Here is a 22,854-nt window from a genome sequence, read left to right on the forward strand (position 1 = left end):
AGTAATTATTACAGTTACAAGAACCTAACTTCTATTGATCCCATTGCTAATATTCCAGGGGGAATCTATCTGCCGCCTTACGAAAGGGGGAATGCCGGTGCCTAGGGGGCACTGGCGCAAATTATGGGGAAACGCAATCATACGATGCAGAACAAAAACGGACAACAGAAACAGCTTTTAACGGTATTGGTGCTTAGCAGCATCTTGGGCATGGGACTGTACGCAGCACCTGTCCAGGCAAAGAGCATCACGGAAGGCACTGGTGATGCCTATGCGGTACAGACTACAGATGGAACTGCTGCAGAAGGCGGAATTTTGCAGATTTCGGGCACAGCAGCCTTGGAACATGCCTATGGCGGCTATGCGGTGAAGGGCGGCAACGCCCAAAACAATACCCTGTCCATTACCGGCGGCAGCACCATTTACGGTTATGGCGGCTATACAACATCTGGTAATGTTTCTAAAAATACGGTGATGATTGGTACAGAAGGCACTAAAGTAGTTGACAGTGGTCTGACCTTCGGACCGGGAGCTAAATCAGATGCGGTTAGCGTATACGGCGGCTATACGGGTAGCGGAGTGGCAAGCAATAACCAGGTAACAGTAACAGGAACTACCATAAATTCTGCCATTTACAGCGGCTATACCGGTTCTGGGGATGCCACTAACAACACAGTGAATTTAACAAACAGTGCCATTGTGAACGGTACTTATGAAAGCCGCAGTGATGTGTATGGTGGTTATTCTGCCGGTACAACTGGCACGGTCAGCGGTAACAGTATTATTGTAGATGGTACGACCAGTAAGGGCGGAAGCTACTATGGTGGCTATGCAGCGGGGGGCACGGTAACAACGAATACAGTGACAATGCAAAATGCCAGTAGCGTTACCCAATACAATTACGTTAACAAAGAGGGAAGTTCGTCCTATAAAGCAGGTAATACCTATGGGGGCTATAACGCCAAGGGTGACGCCACTTACAATGTAGTCAACTTGAAATCTGGTAGTGTTACAGACGGCAAGGTCTATGGGGGTTACGCCACTAAGGGTAATGCGAGCTACAATACCATTACTTTTGATGCCAGTACGCTGAAACATTACTACAGTGGAGAACCGTTCCGCTCCTTCGTGTATGGCGGTTATGGAGAAAATGGCGGGGCCGATCATAATACGGTAAAGATTCTCAATGGTTCCTCTATCGGTGAAAATGTGTATGGCGGTTATGCGAATGGCTGGGTTTCGAACCGTAGTGCCAATGCCAACTATAATACGATAACCATGGTGGATTCTACTTCTTCTGCTAATTTGTACGGCGCTCTGTCGGGAGCCGGCGTAACTACCAACCACAATCTGGTGACACTGAGTAATTCCCAAGTTACAGGCAGTGAAATTTACGGCAGCTATAACCGCAGTCCCAATGCGGAATATAATACAGTAATTCTGGAAAAAGGCAGCTCAGCTAAGAGCATTTACGGCAGCATGAACTACCAGGGCAGTGCCTCGTATAACACCCTTATCATTGCTTCGGGTGTTGCCAAGGATGAAAGCGGTAGCGCACTTCTTAGTGGCGAAGCTACTAGCAGCAAGTGGGACGGCACAACCCGCACTGCGGTAAATGGCTCAGTATATGGCGGCTATACCCAGATGAATTCTGGTAGTGCTAGTGGGAACAGCATCCATATTACGGATGCTGATATAAAGTATAGTGTTTACGGCGGATATACACTAAATGATGGTTCAACCAGCGGGAATAAGATTATCCTGGATGGTAGTACAGATGTAAAACAGACTGTTTACGGCGGTCTCGCAAAGAATAGAGAATCGGACGTTACTAGAGAAATGGCTTCTGGCAACAAAGTAACCGTAACGGGGGAAGCCAAGGTGGAAAATACCAACAAGGCATCTCTGGGAAATATTGTAGGGGGCTATACAAATCTGGGCAATGTAGACGGTAACACGGTGACAGTGGATAGTATGGCAGGGCAGAGCGGTCTTGTAATTGTTGGCGGTTATACTTATCAGGGCAATGCCAGGGCTTTGACCAATACCTGGGGTTTCCTAGGCAATGTTGTAACGTTGGCCGGGAATAGCAGCTACAGTAAGGTCACAGGCGGTTACACCAATAGCGGCGATGCAATAAATAACCAGGTTATCCTGGACGGTAAAGATAAGGCTACTTTTGCTTCGGTGTACGGCGGCTATACCGCTACGGGCAATGCCAATGAAAACACCATTACCGTGCAGAATAATGCGGATACCCGGGAACTTTTGTATGCAGGGTATTCTGAAACTGGCACGGCTAACAGCAACCAGCTGATTATTACAAAAGGTACCGGCATCCAAGGCTATGCGGGCTACACTAAGAAGGGTGAAGCTTCCGGCAACGGGGTTACCGTAACGGAAGGTACTCTGGGAGCAACAGTGATTGCCGGGTATACGGAAAGCGGCAATGCCAATGAGAATACCATTACCCTGAACGGGGGGACGGAAGCTTCCCAGGAGAATATCCTGTACGCTGGAAAAACGGCGGACGGAACCGCAGCGGGAAACAAGATTACCGTGAATAGCGCAGCCGCCGCAGTGGGAACCCTGATTGCTGGGGCAGCCAATGGCGCTGCCAACGAAAATACCATTACCCTGACCCAGGGCACCGTGCAAACGGCTATGGCTGGGCAGTCCACTGAGGCTGGGGCTTCGGGCAACAAACTGTACGTAAGCGGCGGGACGCTGACCGGAACCGGCTATGCCGGTTATGCAGAAGCTGGCGCGGCCAATACCAACCTGGTGGAAGTTACCAGCGGCTCGGCAAACACCCTGTACGCTGGCTATGCACCTGCCGGCGCAGCAGATGGCAACCAGCTGACCATTTCTGGCGGTACCGTTGCTGCGGCTGTTGCCGGCAGCGGCAGCACCAGTGCTTCCAGCAATGTTGTAGAAATGAACCAGGGCCAAGTGGGTACCTTGATCGGCGGCAACAGCACAGCAGGAGCTGCGGATAATAACATTCTTATCATTAACGCCGGCACCATTACCACCTCTGTGGCAGCTGGTAAAGCAGCTGCAGGAAGCGCTTCCGGCAACACCCTGGACATTAACGGCGGAACCCTTGGCACCACCGCAAATAGTGCCGCAGACAGCAACCTGATTGCTGGCGGCTATACGGATAACGGTGCGGCCAATGATAACACCGTCAACGTGTACGCAGGGCACCTGGGCTCCATGATGAGCCTGTACGGCGGCCGCAGTACCACCGAAAGCACGGGCAATACCCTGAACCTTTATGCCAAAGACAATACCGTTAAGAACCTGGGCTACTTCCAGACTTTGAATTTCTACGTCCCTGAAGGTACCGGGGCCGGCGAGACCATGCTGACCGTAACGGATCAGGCCGACGTCAGCGGCGCAGCCATCAACGCCGGGGTACAGGATACCACCAAGCTCTCCGCGGGGCAGGTCATCAACCTGATTTATGCCCCCAAAGGCGTTACTACCAACGCTGCTACCACCTATAGCGTCATGGACGGTTTGGACAAGGTTACCGATGCTGGCTTTGTACAGCGGACTGTCCTGATTAAAAAGCAGGATCCCAATACCATCGTATTGTACCTGCCGGGAGAGAGCAAACCCGATTTGAACCCGGGTACGGAAGTCATTGCAGATGGCCAGACCAATGCTGCCGCTGTAGTGTCCAACGGCTCCGATGCAGCTGTTACCGATGGCCTCCAGGCAGCCCTGACCGCCTGGGCTGAAAGCCACGAAGCTGCTCCGCTGCGGGAAGATGCCCATGGGGCTCTGAGTATGGTCGGCAGTCCCTACATTTCCAGCCCCGCAGGCATGAGCCTGAGACAGGGCCCTGTTATGGCGGCTTCTTCGCCCCTTGATGCAGCAGACGCCAAGAACGCCAACGTTACCCTGAGCCAGGAAGAAGACCTGGCAGCCCGGGAAGAACGGGAAGTGGAAGCCAAGTTTACCCCTTATGTCATGCTGGGTGGGCACAACCTCCGGTACAACAGCAGTTCCACCGTAGATACCAATGGCTTTAACGGCGAACTGGGCTTTGTAAAGCGGGTTTTTAAGAAAGACTATGCTGACACCATCATGCCCTTCATCGAATACGGCACTGGCAGCTATACCAGCTATAAGAACGGCAGCAGAGGTGACGGCAGCCAGCGCTACGTAGGCGCAGGCATTCTCCTTCGCAGAGATCACGATAACGGCCTTCATTACGAAGGCTTGGTCCGGGTTGGCCGCCTTATGGGCGACTACGCCGGCAGCATCGGTGGCTATCGCACTACCTATAACTCCAGTGCCAACTACTTTGCCGCCCATGCTGGCTTGGGTAAGATTTTCCGTCAGGACAGCAACGATTATAATCTCTATGGGAAGTTCTTCTATTCCCACCTGGGCGGCGACAGCGTTACCTTACGCAGCAGTTTGGGCAGCGCTGACTACAGCTTGAGCAGCGTAAATTCCTACTGGACCCGTCTGGGCTTCCGGTGGACCAAACACTTGGATGAAGACACCACCAGTTTCTACGCCGGCCTGGGCTGGGATTACGAATTTGACGGTAAAGCCACTGCACGCTATAGAGACTATACAACCCCTGACGCCAGCATGAAAGGCTCCAGCGAATTTTTGGAACTGGGCTGGCAGAGCAAAGTAACCAAAGAGAACCCTTGGGGCGCCGACGTAAGAATCACCGGCTGGCACGGCGTGAAGCAGGGCTTCACATATGGTGTAACGATAACAAGACGTATGTAAATGTGAACTAAGGTAAAAAAAGCATTCCTACGGAAGCACAGATTTTCTGTAGGAATGCTTTTTTGTGTGAAATCGGGGGAATGGGTAGGGGACTAACAGGTAGTGCTGAAGAAAGCTGACGACGTGCTACAGTTTCTACGAAACTGTAGAGGTGTTTTTCAGAATATATGGCGGCACCAGCACCGCAGAAGGAGCTTTCCCCACCCAGGGCCCTTGGATTCTTGGTGTGGCCCGTCCCTCCCCTTCCTAAAGGCGGGGAGGGCAGAGGACGTGCTGGCCGGTTCTGTAGGTATTTTTGATAGTGAATGTAGTGGTAATGCTATATTAACGATTAACAATTGACCAGTAGTGGTTATAGAATGCTTCCTGCAAGCGTTGCGGCCGCATCCAAACATCCCCAAAAATATCCCAGAGGATGTTTGGTTAATAAGGCCCATGCGATAGCCGTCCAAGGAGCAAGTCCGTCAGGACGCAGCTGCTTGGAATACGGCGAACCGCTCAGGAAGTGTCGCATTTTCCTTTAAAGCCCCCTTCAAGCGTGAAGGGGGTGGCAGCCGATAGGCTGACGGAAGAAGTTTTTCCAGGAATCTGGCTACGATAGAAGTTTAATCCAGGTATCGTCTTTTAATCAATTATTCGCGGCCCTTGGCCGCAGTAGGAGCACTCTCCGTCTTATAACCCTCAACGTTCACGGGGAGGGTGTCACACAACGTGCGACGGGAAGGGACGGCGACACCTGCGCCCGCGTGCGCGCGAGGTCAGCTTCTAGAGAAAATTCGCAATAATAATGTACTTTATCCTGCTTAGCTACCCCCACATTGTTTCCAAAAATAAGTAATTTTAGAAACGTGGTGGTGCATAACTGTTGACTTTCATCAAGAATGAGGGAAGTGGCGCCGGTAGGCGACGAAGAGAGTTTGATTAATGATTAAATAGCGAAATTGTTATATTACATTCGAAAAAAATATTGTTTTCTGCGGCGCTAGCACCGCATATGCAAGAACCAAACTTCTATCGACGCCTGCGGCGCCACTTCCTACATTGGTTCGCTGCTATCCAGAGTGGTTCGCGGCTCGCTGCGCAGTTTCACCTTGGAACTTCCCCAGTCAGCTCATAGAGCTGACAGCCCCTTCACGTTTGAAGGGGCCAGACCAATCCCGCTATCACATGGCTCATATTAACCAACTCTCTGCGGCATATAGCCTTGAGAATTGGATATGAGCGCAAAGCGTGAAGGGGCCGTCAGTCCGCAGGACTGACTGAGGAAGTTTATTAACGTATTGCGCCCAAGAGTAAAACGCAGCCGGGATGGAGTTCAAAAGTAGGATGCCTGCACCACACTCCGCAGACCGCACGAATAAAGTGGTCACAAGTGACACTTTACATTCTCTGTTTTTTCTGTATAATAGTACCTGTACCGCGGACGAAACAGGCCTTGGTCAGCTTTCCGGGAGCTGCCAGACCTCAAATTTTTCAGGGTTTTACAGGTCCTTGTATAAGTGCGCCCTTTTGCCGGTCTGTATGCGAAGGTAAGGGCAGAATAGGGTAGGTAAGTATAGGCTAGACCAAACCAGAAAAATCCAAAAAACCGGTATGGTTTGTGATCACAGTATTAGCCCCTGATCGAACAAAAACCCCAGTTAGCCATGGATCGAAGTAGTACCCTATAGTTCCCATAGCGATAGTTCTTCTTAGTACTAAAAATTTACTATTGCCAAAGTAACTTACTAGGGGGTTACGCCGCATCCTGTGGATAACTGCGAACTGTTGCAAAATATCCACAAGTCTTAAAATGTCCGCACCATAAGGACTAACTGCAATGCAAAACAAGTACATTCCTCTTCAGCCCTGCCAAAAATTGCGGATTTGCGGTAAAAAAACGAGCGCCATACCGGCATTGGCTCAGCCTTATTAAACTCTTTGCTGTAAGTGAAGCTGGCACTGGAACTTGGTAAAAAGGCCTGATGGGGTTTCGGATATCGGACGTTTTTTCTGCCAAGAAGTTTTGCTGTAGGAGTGTGTCCTTGGCTAATGCTGAAGCCCCGGTTAATGCTGAAGCCCCGGTTAATGCTGAAGCCCCGGTTAATGTAAAAAACCTCACCATGGAAGATTCCTTCTATGCTGGGGATTTTTTTGTTTGCAGCAATATTTGCGGCAAGCGGCAGCTATGTGCTTTTTTCTGCTTGTTCTTGGGCTTGTCTTATAGCTTTCCGAGTTTGAGGTTGCTATAATTATTATAATAAGTGTATGCTATGGGAGCAGAAAACCTAGGCGTATTCACTTGGAATGCTAAAACCCTCAAACGTGAATCAATCCACTGATGAAATCCCACTTGCTATTGTTCAAGGAAAGGTGTACGGAACAGCCTAAGCCCGGCGGGGTCTGTGCTGCCAATACCAAGGTGATTAACAATTTTACTAAGGAGAATTCTATGACGGATGTATACTCTTTCCACGTAGCTCTGCAGGAATTTGAAAGCAAATTTTGGCGGGATTTTCAAATTTCTTCTAATGCTACTGTGGCCTTTTTGGCCTATACAGTGTTGGGATCCTATCAAGCCCAGGGAGAACACTTATTTTGCGTAGACTGTAAAGGAGTCCATTACGAATTTCCTATTGATGATTTTGATGATGAACTACCGCCTTCCGTAGACCCTTCTGCGGTGAAACTGCGGCAGTTGAAACTGGCTCCTGGGGATACACTGACGGTGGTTTATGACTACGGTGACGAATGGACCTTCCAACTGGAATATCAGGGAAAGGCGCCTATGGAGCGCAATACCTGGCCCCGTTATCCCCTGATAACGGACGGTGCCGGACAAGGTATCATAGAAGATATCGGCAGAGATGGTCTTGAAGAAATTGTCCAGAACAAGGACGAAAAAGGCGAGGACTATATCATTAGTGAATTTCAGGGCATACCGATGTATTGGGATTATACCCGGTTCGATTTGGCTTCGGAGAATCTAGTGCTCAAAGAAAAAGCCCGGTATCTCAGGGCGTTGTACGAAATTCCTTTTGAGGATGATTTTGAACCGGATTTCTCGGAATAGGCAGAAAGAGGATAGTGTCAAACCTCAGGACCAGAGGGAAAAGCGGCTGGAGTAAGCTTTCTTTGTTCCCTATTCGATAATTGAAGGGCCTGGCGGGAATTTATCTTGGAAATGATGGCCTGCTGAAAGGAATGCTTGACACTCTGGGGGAAGCCTAGAACAACTGGAAACCGGCATTTAAGGAAGCTTAATTTGGTGATTAGGGGATGAAAGTTTTGCGCATCAAAAAGAAAATAGTAAGCTTGGCCCTTTTGGCCTGCCTTGCAGTGGCTCCAGCGTATGCGGCGGAGTGGTATTGGTTGGGGTCAGATTCTTATAACTCCAGATTTGTAGATACTGCTTCCTTGGAGAAAAATGATTACCAGGCTATTGTTTGGTGGAAAAACACAGGACCAAAGGGAGACAGCTACCTGAAGAAATTGGCCTTTAACCGCTATGACCGGACCGTAGCGGTGGCAGCCTCGTATTTGCTTGACAAATATGGGGACTACAAGAAGACGTATTCTAATAAACCCCGGTCGGAGTGGAAGTACGAGGCCATTGTTCCGGAATCCTTTATGGAAGAAATTTATAACTGGCTTTGGCCTGCGGCTGCAGGCACGGCCAATCGTTGGTATTATTTGGGAAAGTGGTCGGACGGAGCCACTTTCTTTGTAGATAACTTGAGCGTTAGGAAAGATGCTCAGACGGCCCGGGTATGGACGAAAGAGAATGACCCCAACGGCCATTATTCCATACAATACCGCATCATCAGAAGAAATGAAAAAACGCTGACGATTTGGAAATCGTATACCCTTCGAGGCTCTGCAGGCCATGAATATATCGATACAGAAGCTTTCCCTAATGAGGTGATTCCCATTTTGCCTGGGTCCATGGATGAAAAGCTGTTTTATGCCATTTGGCCCAATTAAGCTTTTTAAGCAACAATTCGGCGGGGGTTACAGACGCTGCTTTTGCGTGGTAAAGTCTTTGTATATCTGGAGGTGTATTTGAAATGGCAGAAGTCTATACTTTTCACGTTGCCGTGAAAGAAATGGAGAATAAGATTTGGCGGGATATCGATATTTCTTCTAAGTCCACACTGGCCCAACTGTCGTACGCAATCCTGGTAGTCTTCAACACAGAGTATAATCATCTATTCTGCTTGTACTATAAGGGAAAAAGGTATGAGCTTCGCTTTGATCCGGATGCACCCAAGTCAATCCGACCCAATCGGGTACACCTGGAAAAAATGAAGCTTGAACCAGGGGACGAGCTGACCATGATCTATGATTATGGTTCTGAATGGGAATTCAGGATTACCTTCCAGGGTTCGCGGCCCATGGAAAAAGGCAAAGGAAACCATTATCCCAATGTGACAGCTGGTGCAGGGATTGGCATTAAGGAAAATATGTTCCCGCAGGAATACCTGGAATACATCCAAAAGGAAGATCAAACGTGGAAACCGGAAACTTTAGTAAACGCACTCGGCCAGGAATACCAACGGTCCTATAAAAATTTTGATTTGGAGCATATAAATTATGGACTGACCTGGGATGTACGATGGGTAAAGGCTGCCTACGAGCACACTAAAGACAGCCGCTGGTAAACTACAGTAAGCGACAAGAAACCCTCAGTCGGGTGATCTGTGAGATCACTTGGCTGAGGGTTTGTCATCATGACGCCTATTTGTAGTTGCCTACTACAGCGCTGCTGCTCACGCCGCTTTTGTGGGTGACACCATCTTTGACGGCAGTTTTGGCAACACGGAGTACTATGGCGGAAATGCCCGCGCCCTGCTTCACAGCATTTTGTATCAGCTTTTCCGCCTCCCGGAAGAAACCGTGCTGTATCCTGGCCATACTGGTCCCACCACTGTGGGACAGGAAAAGCTCCGGGTAGGATTGGAACTAAGCTGAAGGTGCAGGAAAAGAAATACGGATGCCCATTTCCTGCATCAAACATAATTTCACTGAATCCATTTAACAAGAACTATATTTTATTAAATTTGCATATTGAGAAACACATGTTCGCATGATATACTTTTTCTAACGAGAAATACCACGGATACAATTACATATTTTCAGGGCCTAGTTTTCGCTATCCACTTACAATGACTTTATTCCACCAACTATCTGCAGCAAAGGAAAGATCATGATGAACGAATCCAATCCCTACGTAAAACACCAAAAATTACAGCAAAAGGCAAAAGAACTTCGCAAGAACATGTCCAGAGCGGAAAAACGACTCTGGTTCGCCTTCCTTCGTCACCATTCCGTCAAGTGGCGCAGATTCAAGGTCTTTGACGATTATATCGTCACCTTTTACTGCGTCAAAGCCCAATTGGTCATCAATGTGATTGACGGGCAGGAAGCGGATGAAGAAACCTTGGCTTATATCCAGGCACGGACCGAATTCCTCAAACAATGGGGCCTGGAAGAAGTGCGTTTTTCCGAGAAAGATGTTCTTCAGTACTTTGATACCATCTGCTATGAAATCGACAATAAGGTACAAAGCCGGATCCAGGAAAATCCTGCCAGAAGGTCCCAATACCACGCAGATTATTGTATCTATTCCACGATTCCGTGGCCCTGAATTTAAAACTAGGCAAAAATAGTATCCAACATTTCTCGATGTACAAAAGTCTGAACCATTGTTTGCTTTTAGGAGCAGGACATTAGGTACAATAGAACTGGGACCTGTGATTCCACTGGGAATTTCTCGTCCCCGAAAATTAATTTGGGCGTTTTCAAAACGCTCGCAGCTTATCGGTGAAGTGGTAAAAACTGCGTTTGGATAATTGAATACGCCGTACCTGATGTCCTGCTCCATTATCTTGCTTGCCAGTACTGTAAACAAGGCCTAAGTGTGCCCGAATCATTTAAGCCAGCTATTTTACATAATCAATACTGATATAAGCATATTTGCTTAACCTCTAAAACGGCCAGCAGCCTAGCTGCTGCAGCCACCTAGATGTGAGCATTTGCCTTTTCAAAACTTTTTTCGATAAATGTGTTGACGACCATAACTTCCTGTGCTATTATATACAAGCTGTCTCGTACGGAAACAAACGAGCAGCTAACAGCAGGCAGAAAGTCAAGTACTTCAATCGCCTTGGATGAGCTATTGAATTAGCCTTCACCCAATGCAATTTAGGGAAGCAAATGACAGGTGTCTGGCTTAGCTTTTTAGCAAGGCCAAAGAATGATATTGAAACCAACCTTCCGCGAACAGCAGCAATGCTGCACCAAGCGAACCTCGGTTTTAATATATTCTAAAAAACACCTCTACAGTTTTCGCAGAAAACTGTAGTAAGTCCTCAACTTTCCAAAATAAAAAAAGTATTGACAACTCTCCTAAAGTTTGTTATTATAAATGAGCTGTCATTGAGGCAGCCGACGAACTTTGAAAACTGAATATTGATTGACAGATGTGCGGGTCAAGTCACCTTTACGGTGATGAGATCGAGTCACTTCGAGACAACGAAGTAAAAAAATCGAAGCTAGTATTTTCAAGAGCCAAGCGGCTTTTCAAAATAATTCTATTTTGGAGAGTTTGATCCTGGCTCAGGACGAACGCTGGCGGCGTGCTTAACACATGCAAGTCGAACGGAGAATTTATTTCGGTAAATTCTTAGTGGCGAACGGGTGAGTAACGCGTAGGCAACCTGCCCTCCAGTTGGGGACAACATTCCGAAAGGAATGCTAATACCGAATGTGATCCCTTTTCCGCATGGAGAAGGGATGAAAGATGGCCTCTATTTATAAGCTATCGCTGGAAGATGGGCCTGCGTCTGATTAGCTAGTTGGTGGGGTAACGGCTCACCAAGGCGATGATCAGTAGCCGGTCTGAGAGGATGAACGGCCACATTGGGACTGAGACACGGCCCAAACTCCTACGGGAGGCAGCAGTGGGGAATCTTCCGCAATGGACGAAAGTCTGACGGAGCAACGCCGCGTGAGTGATGAAGGTCTTCGGATTGTAAAACTCTGTTGTCAGGGACGAATGTGCGAATGTTGAATAAGCGTTTGTATTGACGGTACCTGACGAGGAAGCCACGGCTAACTACGTGCCAGCAGCCGCGGTAATACGTAGGTGGCAAGCGTTGTCCGGAATTATTGGGCGTAAAGAGCATGTAGGCGGGCTTTTAAGTCCGACGTGAAAATGCGGGGCTTAACCCCGTATGGCGTTGGATACTGGAAGTCTTGAGTGCAGGAGAGGAAAGGGGAATTCCCAGTGTAGCGGTGAAATGCGTAGATATTGGGAGGAACACCAGTGGCGAAGGCGCCTTTCTGGACTGTGTCTGACGCTGAGATGCGAAAGCCAGGGTAGCAAACGGGATTAGATACCCCGGTAGTCCTGGCCGTAAACGATGGGTACTAGGTGTAGGAGGTATCGACCCCTTCTGTGCCGGAGTTAACGCAATAAGTACCCCGCCTGGGGACTACGATCGCAAGATTGAAACTCAAAGGAATTGACGGGGGCCCGCACAAGCGGTGGAGTATGTGGTTTAATTCGACGCAACGCGAAGAACCTTACCAAGGCTTGACATTGAGTGAAAGACCTAGAGATAGGTCCCCCTCTTCGGAGGCACGAAAACAGGTGGTGCATGGCTGTCGTCAGCTCGTGTCGTGAGATGTTGGGTTAAGTCCCGCAACGAGCGCAACCCTTATCCTATGTTACCAGCGCGTAATGGCGGGGACTCATAGGAGACTGCCAGGGATAACCTGGAGGAAGGCGGGGATGACGTCAAGTCATCATGCCCCTTATGTCTTGGGCTACACACGTACTACAATGGTCGGCAACAAAGGGCAGCAAAGCCGCGAGGCAGAGCAAATCCCATAAACCCGACCCCAGTTCGGATCGCAGGCTGCAACCCGCCTGCGTGAAGTTGGAATCGCTAGTAATCGCAGGTCAGCATACTGCGGTGAATACGTTCCCGGGCCTTGTACACACCGCCCGTCACACCACGAAAGTTGGTAACACCCGAAGCCGGTGAGATAACCGTAAGGAGTCAGCTGTCTAAGGTGGGGCCGATGATTGGGGTGAAGTCGTAACAAGGTAGCCGTTCGAGAACGAGCGGCTGGATCACCTCCTTTCTATGGAGAACCGTTGGGTACTACGGTACATCAACTATTCTCGTCGACGCACATCTGTCATAATCAATATTTGGTTTTCAGGGCTCGTCCCTGAACCATGAACCTTGAAAACTTCATAGAAGAGACAAAAATTTAATTTCGATTATATCGAGATTAAAAAATGTGTATGTTGTGATGAACATATACAAACCTCTAATCTAAATGCGAATTTAGAGACGAGTAACGAGAAAACTAGGAACGTTAGTTCCTTAGTAGAACTAGTTGTTTTCGTCAAGAATCGATTTTATTCAAGGAACGAGGAGTGTTTTGCCGCAGATAATACTACAAGGTATATCGAGGACAAAACACGACGAGTGACGCAGAAGAAAACGATTATCGGCGAAAACTTATAAGTCAAGCTACTAAGGGCATACGGCGAATGCCTAGGCACTAAGAGCCGATGAAGGACGCGGTAAGCTGCGAAAAGCTACGGGGAACCGCAAGCAGGTTTTGATCCGTAGATGTCCGAATGGGGAAACCCACCAGCCGTAATGGGCTGGTATCCTTAGGGAAGGGAACCCGGTGAACTGAAACATCTAAGTAGCCGGAGGAAGAGAAATCAAACGAGATGCCCACAGTAGCGGCGAGCGAAGAGGGCAGAGCCTAAACCGGGAAGCTTCGGCTTTCCGGGGTTACGGACTCACATAATTCAAGTTTATCCTAGCCGAATTACCTGGAAAGGTAAGCCACAGAGCATAAAAGCTGCGTAGGTTAAAGGACGAGCGAGATGGTGAGTATCCAGAGTACCACGAAGCACGAGGAATTTTGTGGGAAGTCGGGGGGACCACCCTCCAAGGCTAAACACTACTTAGTGACCGATAGCGCATAGTACCGTGAGGGAAAGGTGAAAAGAACCGCGGGAGCGGAGTGAAAGAGAACCTGAAACCGTATGTCTACAAGCAGTCGGAGCGCAAGCGACGGCGTGCCTATTGAAGAATGAGCCAACGAGTTGCGGGCACTAGCGAGGTTAAGCAGGAAATGCGAAGCCGTAGGGAAACCGAGTCTGAAAAGGGCGATGAGTTAGTGTTCGCAGACCCGAAACTGTAGTGATCTACCCATGATCAGGTTGAAGCACAGGTAAAATTGTGTGGAGGACCGAACCGGTGAGTGTTGAAAAACTTTCGGATGAATCGTGGGTAGCGGTGAAATTCCAATCGAACGCAGAGATAGCTGGTTCTCCTCGAAATAGCTTTAGGGCTAGCCTCAAGCAGTAAGCATAGGCGGTAGAGCACTGATCGGGATAGGGACCGTAATGGTTACCGAACCCTGTCAAACTACGAATGGTTATGCTGCAGAGCTTGGGAGTCAGACTACGAGAGATAAGTCCCGTTGTCAAAAGGGAAACAGCCCAGACCATCAGCTAAGGTCCCCAATGCCATACTAAGTGGAAAAGGATGTGGGGTCTCATAAACAACCAGGATGTTGGCTCAGAAGCAGCCACCATTTAAAGAGTGCGTAATAGCTCACTGGTCGAGAGGCCCTGCGCCGAAGATTCCCGGGGCTAAAGTATGGAACCGAAGCTATGGATGCAAGCTTAGGCTTGCGTGGTAGAGGAGCGTTCCCATCGGGTTGAAGTCGTACTGTAAGGTACGGTGGACTGGTGGGAAGTGAGAATGTTGGCATGAGTAGCGAAAAGAAAGGTGAGAATCCTTTCCACCGAAAGCATAAGGATTCCTGAGCAACGATCGTCGTCTCAGGGTAAGTCGGGACCTAATCCGAGGCAAAGAGCGTAGGAGATGGACAACTGGTTGATATTCCAGTACCGGCAGCAATCGTTTGAACAATGGAGTGACGCAGGAAGGCAGGTCCGCACGAGATTGGAAGTTCGTGTGCAAGCATGCAGGCTGGTGTACAGGCAAATCCGTACACTGAGGCTGAGGTGTGACGCGGAGGGAACTTGTTCCCGAAGGGATTGAGCCTACGCTGCCGAGAAAAGCTTCTAGTGAGAAAGCTGCCGCCCGTACCGTAAACCGACACAGGTATGCGGGGAGAGAATCCTAAGGTGCGCGGGAGAACCCTCGTTAAGGAACTCGGCAAAATGTACCCGTAACTTCGGGATAAGGGTAGCCATCGTGGTGAAGGGACTAGCTCCTGGAGCCTAGGATGGTCGCAGAGAAGAGGCCCAAGCGACTGTTAACCAGAAACACAGGTGCCTGCGAAAGAGAAATCTGATGTATAGGTGCTGACACCTGCCCAGTGCTGGAAGGTTAAAGAAGGATGTCCGGGTTCGACCCAAAGCATTCGACTGAAGCCCCAGTGAACGGCGGCCGTAACTATAACGGTCCTAAGGTAGCGAAATTCCTTGTCGGGTAAGTTCCGACCCGCACGAAAGGTGTAACGATTTGGGCACTGTCTCAACGAGGGACCCGGTGAAATTGAAATACCTGTGAAGATGCAGGTTACCCGCGACTGGACAGAAAGACCCCATGGAGCTTTACTGTAACCTAATATTGGGTTCTGATATTTGATGCACAGGATAGGTGGGAGGCAGAGATGGTAGTCCTTTGGGATTACCGGAGCCGCCGTTGGGATACCACCCTTCAACTATCGGGATTCTAACCGAGCGAGTAACGATCGCCGGGACATTGTTAGGCGGGCAGTTTGACTGGGGCGGTCGCCTCCTAAAGAGTAACGGAGGCGCCCAAAGGTTCCCTCAGCGCGGACGGAAACCGCGCGCGGAGTGTAAAGGCAGAAGGGAGCTTGACTGCGAGCCAAACACGGCGAGCAGGTACGAAAGTAGGGCTTAGTGATCCGGTGGCATCCAAGTGGAAGGGCCATCGCTCAACGGATAAAAGCTACCCTGGGGATAACAGGCTAATCTCTCCCAAGAGTCCATATCGACGGGGAGGTTTGGCACCTCGATGTCGGCTCATCACATCCTGGGGCTGAAGTCGGTCCCAAGGGCTGGGCTGTTCGCCCATTAAAGTGGTACGTGAGCTGGGTTCAGAACGTCGTGAGACAGTTCGGTCCCTATCCATCGCGGGCGTAAGAGATTTGAAGGGGGCTGCTCCTAGTACGAGAGGACCGGAGTGGACAGACCGCTGGTGTACCAATTATCCTGCCAAGGGTATAGTTGGGTAGCTACGTCTGGAACGGATAAACGCTGAAAGCATCTAAGCGTGAAGCCATCCTTAAGATGAGATCTCTCACGGAGTAATCCGGTAAGACACCTTGAAGAACACAAGGTTGATAGGCAGGATGTGTAAGCACAGCAATGTGTTCAGCTGACCTGTACTAATATGTCGAGGGCTTGACTTAAACCGCAAGTCCAAGAAGTAAAACGTCTCTTCATGAAGTTTTGAAGGCTCATGCCTTCAATTGAAAATCCGGTGGTTATGGCTGAAGGGATCCACCTGTTCCCATGCCGAACACAGTAGTTAAGCCTTCATACGCCGAAAGTACTCGACTGGAAACGGTCCGGGAGGATAGGACGCTGCCGGTTAGGCAAGACCCGAGTGATGATTCACTCGGGTCTTTTCTTATTTGAAAAACAATAACCCAGCCCTTCCCGGAGAGAGCCCGGGGATGGGGCTGGGTTGTCTATTATCTGGGGGCGGTGGTTAAACGTACTGCTAGCGATTCACTGAAGGTGCGGCCAAATGGGATGCTGCGGCCACCGCCCGCTTGCCTTCTCCACCCATTGTCTTCTCCGTTTCAGCTGTGGAACAGCTGAAATGGGGAAGATGCGCCTAGCATAAGAATTCCAAAGGCGCAGATGGGGCGTGTTCAAGGGAAGGCGGTTGGGGCCAGCCAAGCGTTTTACATTTCTCAGTTTGCATCTAATCCTGGTGTTGAACCCCAACCTTGTTCCGCTTTTGCACTGGGGGGCGGAACGTTCCTTCCCCTTCTACAGTGCGTGCCAAGCAGCGCACTGTTAAGTGGAAGGCAGCGGCCTTCGGCCGAAATCCAGGGAGAGGTCCGCTTGATATTTGCTTTTGCGTTTCTTATTCAGGTATTATGATTATCAATTGGTCAGTACAGATTCAGGTCATAACGCCTGGTTTAAACCAGTTACTAATTCTTTTCAGCGGATTTTAGCGGCCACCGGCCGCTTGCCTTCTCCGCCCCACAGTGGTGCAAGGTGGTGTGCTCCCCGTCAAGTAGACAGTTCCTAATAATATAAACCTCTACGCCGCCATTTGGTAGCTATTATGTTTTTGCATAGGGGTCAAACGGCCCAAATTCCGCTGCAAACGGCCACTGTTGTAATACTCCATGTAGTTATTAATCATCGTTACCAAAGCTTTACGGCTGTCGAAGTCACGAGTATAGTACCGTTCTCTTTTCAGCATGCCCCAGAAGCCTTCCATCGGGCCATTATCAATGCATTTTCCTATCCGTGACATACTCTGCGTCATACCAGCATCTAGAATCATCTTGCGGAAATCCCTGCAGGTGTATTGGAATCCCCGGTCAGAGTGAAACAGGGGATGCGCGCCAGGGTTTTTCAACAATGCCTTATTGAAGGTATTGAATACCAAATTTTTATCGTTCCGGTTGCTTATCACATAGGAAACAATTCGTCTGTCATACAGGTCAATAATCGCGCTCAGATATACCTTATGCACAACTACCCCCTCATAGTAGTGAAATTCTGAGACGTCAGTACACCATTTCTGGTTAGGGGCATCGGCTTTAAATTCCCTATTCAAGATATTTTCTGCAATGTATGCAGGATCTATTGCACGCTGGGTGCAGCCCTTAGGGGCATATTTAATCGTAGACTTTATATTTATCACTCGACAAAGATGAAGAACGCGACCGTCACCAATTGCTATTGGTTTCGTGTCAGGATAGATCTTCTTATTTGGGGCTCGTAAGTCATCAGCTATTCGTCTGTACCCTTTAGCTGGGTCAGCCTTGTATATCTCTTCTATTCTTTTAGCAATTTCCTTGTCGTCAATTTCGCGTGCTGAAGGCTCTCTATGAAGCCATTTGTAGTAGCCGGCCCGGGACACTTTTCCCAATTTGCACAGGCCAAGAATAGGGTAATTCTTTTCAGCGTGCAGTTCTTTAATGGCTTCATAAATGGCTCCATATCTTATTTGTGTGAATCCCGCCTCCTTTCCACAATATCGAGTTTTTTTAGGAAATCAATCTCCATATCCTTGGCTTTGAGTTTTGCATTAGCCAGTTTGAGTTCAGCTTTCATACACTCATATTCTGTAGGGGCTTCTTCAGGGACTTCTACTGGCTTCCTGTGTCCGCGCCCATCTATGAGTCCTTCGGTATTGTACTTATTATATTTTAAGACGTAATTTCTGACTTGCTGGTAGGAAACCTTAAACTTTTCAGCGGTTTCATGGTAAGCATTCCCGTTTTCAATGCAGTATTTTACGATTTCAACGCGCTCGTCAAAGGTCGTTTGTCTAGCTTTAGTCATGATCTTGGCACCTCCAGTACCCGAACTTTTTAGTTCCTCATGACTATTATACTTCTTTAACCAGTCTCTGATTTGACGAGAACTTTTTAATCCGTATTTTTGTACCAGCTGGGACATAGTCGTTTCGCCCTTAAGATATTCCTCTACGCATTGGATCTTAAGATCAGCAGAATAACTTTTAACCTGTCTTTTGTTAAATACCTCAGGACCATTTCCTATATATTCATCTACCCAATACTGTACTGCTTTCCAGTGAACCCCTAACCTTTTTGCAGAAACCATTGGTGATTCTTCATGAGCAAGAACAGCTTTGACAGCCTTTAATTTATCCTCTGCACTGACTTTCGATATAGACATTTTACATACTCTCCTTTCAACGAATCCAGGAGGTTTAACTATATGCCAGTCTACTTTATTCATAGCATACCAGAAAGCTGGGAGGTCAAGTGCCTCGGTAACCAGAGCTTTCATGGTTTCATCCCGAATTGCTGTATTCTGGCACTTGTCCTTTGGCCCGGTGCAATACCAGGAACGTGTGCGTGTGCCGTCCTTGCGAACGTTGGACTGGCAGCGGTAATTTGCACCGCAGCAGCCACATTTGATGAAGCCTGTGAATTCGTAGTACGTGGACTTGTTTGGGTTGGTATCCTTCCGCTTGTGGCGCTCGCCCCAAAGGCGTCTGCGCTCCGGTGTCCACCAGTCCGTCTTGGCAGTGGATTCCCATGTAGTTGTGACCTCGCGTCCATCGTAAAACTGGAAGCGCAACGTGTCCTCGGAAACTACAAGTATTTCTTCGACCTGCTCGGCAAAGGCCGCTTCATCAAATTCCTCAAGGCCCATAACCTCGGCGGCAACATTCTGAAGCGTCTTTTCAGGGATATTCTTAGAGCCGCAGGCACCAGCGCCTTTTTGGCTTTTTGTCTGGCAGGTCCAGATGTAGTAAACCTCACCGGCTGTATTCCGCTTTCCGCTCCGGCGATAATGTTTGCCGCAGATGCCGCAGGTGATCTTCGTGGAAAAAGCCGTCAGATGCAGGGACTTATTTCCGAAAGGCCCAAGGTCACGCCTGCGCTTGAATTCGCCTTGGACAGCCTGAAATTCATCCATCGGGATGATGGCTTCGTGCGTGTCCTCAACAAAATACTGGGGAAGCTCACCGTGATTCTTTTTACGATGCTTGGCAATCGGGTCTGCAACATATTCCTTCTGGAAAAGCATATTCCCGGTATAGGTGACGTTGGTGAGGACAACCTTGACGTTGGAATCCACCCATTCTTTGCCTTGACGTGTGTAGATGCCTTTTTCGTTAAGCGACCGGCCAATCTCGATCCGCGATGCGCCGTTCATGTATTCTTGGTACATGTACCGGACAATTTCGGCTTCCTCTGGGAGAATTGTGAGCCGCCCGTCAACCCATTTATAACCGAACACACGCATCTGCCCGTTGGGGATACCCTGCTGGAAGCGCTTGATCGTACCCCATTTGACGTTATCCGAAATGCTGCGGCTTTCCTCCTGTGCGAAGGAAGCCAGCAGCGTAAGCATCAGTTCGCCATCCTCAGAGAGCGAATCAATATGCTCCTGTTCAAAGCGGACGGAAATGCCGAGCTCCTTCAGGTGGCGGACCGTTTTCAGCAGGTCCACCGTATTTCTGGCGAAACGAGAAATCGACTTTGTAAGAACAATGTCAATTTTCCCAGCCTCGCAATCCTCAACCATGCGCCGGAACTCGTCACGCTTGCTGGTGCCAGTACCGCTGATGCCGTCGTCCGCATAAACACCGGCGTATTGCCAATCAGGATGCTTTTGAATCAACTCGCTGTAGTAGCTGATCTGAGCTGACAAGGAATGCTGCAGCCGCTCGGTTTCCATAGAAACTCTGGCGTAGGCAGCGACTTTCTTGCGTTCCGGCATTTGAGGTACTGTAGGCTCAATTTTTGTTACTGTTTTCAAGAGAAATCACTCCTTTCCAGTACACATACATCACTCTAAAACGGCTTTATAGCAAGCAATTCTCGGACAATAATGTGCCGAATAACGGTCGATATTTCTCCTGCAGTTTTGTATCAATTATGGCATATTCCTCCGCAGTCAGAAGGCCCTTTTGAAGGAGTATTTTTGCCAGATGAATAGAAGCCTGATAGTCCTTCTCGGCCTCGAATTGTTCTTTGCTCATGCCGGATCACCGTCTTTGAAACGGGCCGCGATATAGCAGGCGTGGGAGCAATATTTTCTGCGGGAATTGCCGTAGGCTGTAAAAGAGCGTCCGCAATGGGCACAGGTGAATGTATAAACAGCTTTCTGTCGCACCGCCTCCGGGTGGGCGTTCCACCAGCGCTGGCGGCATTCAGCGGAGCAGAACTTTACTTTTTTCTTGCCCGGAGCCTGTTGCAGCGGCTTTCCACAGCACAGGCAGAAGCCCTGCTCCGGTGCGACGCGGGCATTGCTTTCTGCTTTTATTCCTCCAAGGTCGTGCACACGGCAGTAAGCCTTTACACTATCTTTTGTCAGACCGACCGTCTTGGCGATGGTCGTATACCCACAACCATCCTGCCGCATGGCGGTTATCCGTTGCTTCTGTTCAGTCGTCATCTTTTTCCTCCAGTCTGAGAACATCTGTCCTCATTACCCAATGGAGGTCAAAGTGCCGTTTGGCCGAAAAATGAGAGAAAAAATAGAAACAAAAAATAAGGCCCGGCAGGATTTTTCCCGCCGAGCCTTAAAACGATGTGTCAGAGCTTTGCCGCATAGTCGAGCGATATCCATCCGGCATTGCTTTTGAGCCTGCCCCACTTGGAAGCACCCTCGCCGCTGGCTTCCTCGACAATGGTGAACACACCCTTGCCGGTGTAATGTCCAATCGTACCATAGTTGGTGCCAGGGCCTTTGCGGATGTTCAAGTTTGGGATCGTCACCCGCACCCGGTAAGGCTGAAATGTGGTCGGTGTCTCGGCGGTATCAGAAGACGAACCGAGCAGAGCGTTGACCTGCTCCGCGATGTATGGGAACTTACTCTCCAGATATGGGCCGGGACAGGCGGTCGCAGCGAACCACTTGTGCATGGTGAGGTTGCCGGACTTGTCGCTGGTGTAGTTGAGCTTTGCGATGTTGTTGCGCTTGCAGATATCCGAGCAGAGCGTGATGAGCTTGGCAAGCGCCGTATCGCTGACGTGCCAGTCCCCGCCGACCTCGTCATTTGCGACCTCGATGGTGACGGCGCGGTTGTCATTGGCGCTGTTGGAACTGCACCATCTGCACCGCACCCCAACGGTCGAAGGCGATCTCCCGGATGTTGTACTGCTCGCCCATGGTTTCGATGAACTTTTCGATGTAGCCGTAATGGACGACGTTCCCTTCCGTCGTGTGCAGGAATCCCTGCTTCTGCCATACGTCATAAGGGACATGATCCCGCCGGACACGCAGTGATACGTTTTCCTCCGGTATCCAGAAATAGGGCAGCACAACATAGTTGTCTGTTTCATCCTGCGGCGGAAACACCAGCACAAAAGCCGTAATATCCGTCGTGGAAGATAAGTCCAGGCCGCCGTAGCAGACGCGCCCCTTCAGTTCATCCGGCTGTACGGGAAAGGCGCAGGCATCCCACTTTTCCATCGGCATCCAGCGGATCGCCTGCTTGACCCATTGGTTCAGGCGAAGCTGCCGGAAGGCATTCTCCTCGGCGGGATTCTGTCTGGCAGATTCGCAGGCCGCCTTGACCTTATCCATGCCGACCGTAATGCCGAGCGACGGATTGGCTTTCTTCCACACCTTGACATCTGTCCAGTCGTCGGTATCCTTGGCACCATATATCACCGGATAGAAGGTGGCATCTATCTTCCGGCCTGCGATAATATCCAGTGCCTTTTGATGGGTTTCATAGCAAATGGAATGGGTGTCCGTTCCGGCTGTCGTAATAAGGAAATACAACGGCTGCGTCCGGGCATCGCCGGAGCCTTTAGTCATGACATCAAACAGCTTCCGGTTCGGCTGCGTGTGCAGTTCGTCAAAGATCACGCCGCTTACATTAAAGCCATGCTTGCTATAGGCATCAGCAGACAAGACCTGATAAAAGCTGTGCGTGGGAAGGTAGATGATCCGCTTCTGCGAAGCCAGCAGTTTCACCCGTTTGGATAAGGCCGGACACATCCGCACCATATCCGCCGCCACTTCAAAGACAATGGATGCCTGCTGGCGGTCGGCAGCGCAGCCATACACTTCGGCACGCTGTTCTCCGTCGCCGCAGCATAAGAGGAGTGCTACCGCTGCCGCCAGTTCCGACTTGCCCTGCTTTTTGGGAATCTCGATGTAGGCGGTATTGAACTGCCGATAGCCGTTCGGCTTTAAGATGCCGAACACATCGCGGATAATCTGCTCCTGCCAGTCGATCAGCTCAAACGGCTTTCCGGCCCAGGTTCCCTTGGTATGGCAGAGGCATTCGATAAAGGACACGGCATAGTCCGCCATGGTTTTGTTGTATTTGGAATCCTTGGCCTTGAATTTTGTAGATCGATAGCGTTTCAATTTTCGCAAGCAGCGTCACC

The 22,854-nt window shown here is 49.5% G+C and carries 12 protein-coding genes, 3 rRNA genes and 1 pseudogene; 10 read left to right on the forward strand and 6 right to left on the reverse strand.

Annotated features, from left to right (window positions below):
- Positions 1-123 precede the first annotated feature (123 nt).
- The 10 genes from LKE88_RS02005 (at position 124) to rrf (ending at position 16,372) form a co-directional block, all read left to right on the forward strand.
- A complete protein-coding gene (locus tag LKE88_RS02005; RefSeq protein WP_118286658.1) occupies positions 124-4,761 on the forward strand; it encodes a hypothetical protein in 4,638 nt (1,545 codons plus the stop codon).
- A gap of 2,024 nt (positions 4,762-6,785) precedes the next feature.
- A complete protein-coding gene (locus LKE88_RS02010) occupies positions 6,786-6,992 on the forward strand; it encodes a hypothetical protein (RefSeq protein WP_276802531.1) in 207 nt (68 codons plus the stop codon).
- Positions 6,993-7,192: 200 nt separating this feature from the next.
- Positions 7,193-7,813, forward strand: a complete 621-nt coding sequence (locus LKE88_RS02015) for a plasmid pRiA4b ORF-3 family protein (protein WP_158572295.1) — start codon at positions 7,193-7,195, stop codon at positions 7,811-7,813.
- A gap of 344 nt (positions 7,814-8,157) precedes the next feature.
- The gene (locus tag LKE88_RS02020; protein WP_276802532.1) at positions 8,158-8,724 is read left to right on the forward strand and encodes a hypothetical protein; all 567 of its coding nucleotides are present in this window, start codon (positions 8,158-8,160) and stop codon (positions 8,722-8,724) included.
- A gap of 83 nt (positions 8,725-8,807) precedes the next feature.
- Positions 8,808-9,401 (forward strand): plasmid pRiA4b ORF-3 family protein, encoded by a 594-nt coding sequence (locus LKE88_RS02025; protein WP_105325522.1) that lies wholly within the window; start codon positions 8,808-8,810, stop codon positions 9,399-9,401.
- A gap of 121 nt (positions 9,402-9,522) precedes the next feature.
- On the forward strand, positions 9,523-9,711 hold the full coding sequence (locus LKE88_RS13140) for an MBL fold metallo-hydrolase (protein WP_420837389.1): 189 nt from the start codon (positions 9,523-9,525) through the stop codon (positions 9,709-9,711).
- 238 nt (positions 9,712-9,949) lie between these two features.
- Positions 9,950-10,387: a DUF559 domain-containing protein gene (locus LKE88_RS02030; protein ID WP_158572292.1), complete on the forward strand. Its 438-nt coding sequence runs from the start codon at positions 9,950-9,952 to the stop codon at positions 10,385-10,387.
- Positions 10,388-11,335: 948 nt separating this feature from the next.
- Positions 11,336-12,891 (forward strand): 16S ribosomal RNA (locus LKE88_RS02035).
- Positions 12,892-13,282: 391 nt separating this feature from the next.
- Positions 13,283-16,188 (forward strand): 23S ribosomal RNA (locus tag LKE88_RS02040).
- Positions 16,189-16,255: 67 nt separating this feature from the next.
- Positions 16,256-16,372, forward strand: a 5S ribosomal RNA gene (gene rrf / locus LKE88_RS02045).
- Together the 16S, 23S and 5S rRNA genes form the textbook arrangement of a ribosomal RNA operon.
- Before the next feature lie 685 nt (positions 16,373-17,057).
- Here the strand turns inward: rrf and LKE88_RS02050 are convergent.
- From LKE88_RS02050 to LKE88_RS02070, 6 genes and pseudogenes are all read right to left on the reverse strand, one after another.
- Positions 17,058-17,975 (reverse strand): IS3 family transposase, encoded by a 918-nt coding sequence (locus LKE88_RS02050; protein ID WP_105325363.1) that lies wholly within the window; start codon positions 17,973-17,975, stop codon positions 17,058-17,060.
- Positions 17,972-20,266, reverse strand: coding sequence for a recombinase family protein (locus LKE88_RS02055; protein ID WP_276802534.1), 2,295 nt, complete (start codon positions 20,264-20,266; stop codon positions 17,972-17,974). Before LKE88_RS02055 ends, LKE88_RS02050 begins: the two co-directional genes overlap by 4 nt.
- Before the next feature lie 46 nt (positions 20,267-20,312).
- Positions 20,313-20,489: an SHOCT domain-containing protein gene (locus LKE88_RS13115; protein WP_338076929.1), complete on the reverse strand. Its 177-nt coding sequence runs from the start codon at positions 20,487-20,489 to the stop codon at positions 20,313-20,315.
- Positions 20,486-20,905 carry an RNA polymerase subunit sigma-70 gene (locus LKE88_RS02060; protein ID WP_276802536.1) on the reverse strand — a complete coding sequence of 140 codons (420 nt, stop codon included), beginning with the start codon at positions 20,903-20,905 and terminating at the stop codon, positions 20,486-20,488. Before LKE88_RS02060 ends, LKE88_RS13115 begins: the two co-directional genes overlap by 4 nt.
- A gap of 140 nt (positions 20,906-21,045) precedes the next feature.
- Positions 21,046-21,576, reverse strand: a complete 531-nt coding sequence (locus tag LKE88_RS02065; RefSeq protein WP_276802538.1) for an N-acetylmuramoyl-L-alanine amidase — start codon at positions 21,574-21,576, stop codon at positions 21,046-21,048.
- Positions 21,557-22,843 (reverse strand): annotated as a pseudogene (locus LKE88_RS02070) (terminase large subunit); the annotation flags it as partial. The pseudogene LKE88_RS02070 and the gene LKE88_RS02065, both read right to left, overlap by 20 nt.
- Positions 22,844-22,854 lie beyond the last annotated feature (11 nt).

The sequence above is a fragment of the Acidaminococcus hominis genome (assembly GCF_022484025.1).
Lineage (GTDB): Bacteria > Bacillota > Negativicutes > Acidaminococcales > Acidaminococcaceae > Acidaminococcus > Acidaminococcus hominis.

Coding starts and splice junctions, on each gene's coding strand:
- LKE88_RS02015 (WP_158572295.1), top strand. CDS start 7,193: ATGACGGATGTATACTCTTTCCACGTAGCTCTGCAGGAATTTGAAAGC.
- LKE88_RS13115 (WP_338076929.1), bottom strand. CDS start 20,489: ATGAGCAAAGAACAATTCGAGGCCGAGAAGGACTATCAGGCTTCTATT.
- LKE88_RS02030 (WP_158572292.1), top strand. CDS start 9,950: ATGAACGAATCCAATCCCTACGTAAAACACCAAAAATTACAGCAAAAG.
- LKE88_RS02025 (WP_105325522.1), top strand. CDS start 8,808: ATGGCAGAAGTCTATACTTTTCACGTTGCCGTGAAAGAAATGGAGAAT.
- LKE88_RS02005 (WP_118286658.1), top strand. CDS start 124: ATGGGGAAACGCAATCATACGATGCAGAACAAAAACGGACAACAGAAA.
- LKE88_RS02060 (WP_276802536.1), bottom strand. CDS start 20,905: ATGACGACTGAACAGAAGCAACGGATAACCGCCATGCGGCAGGATGGT.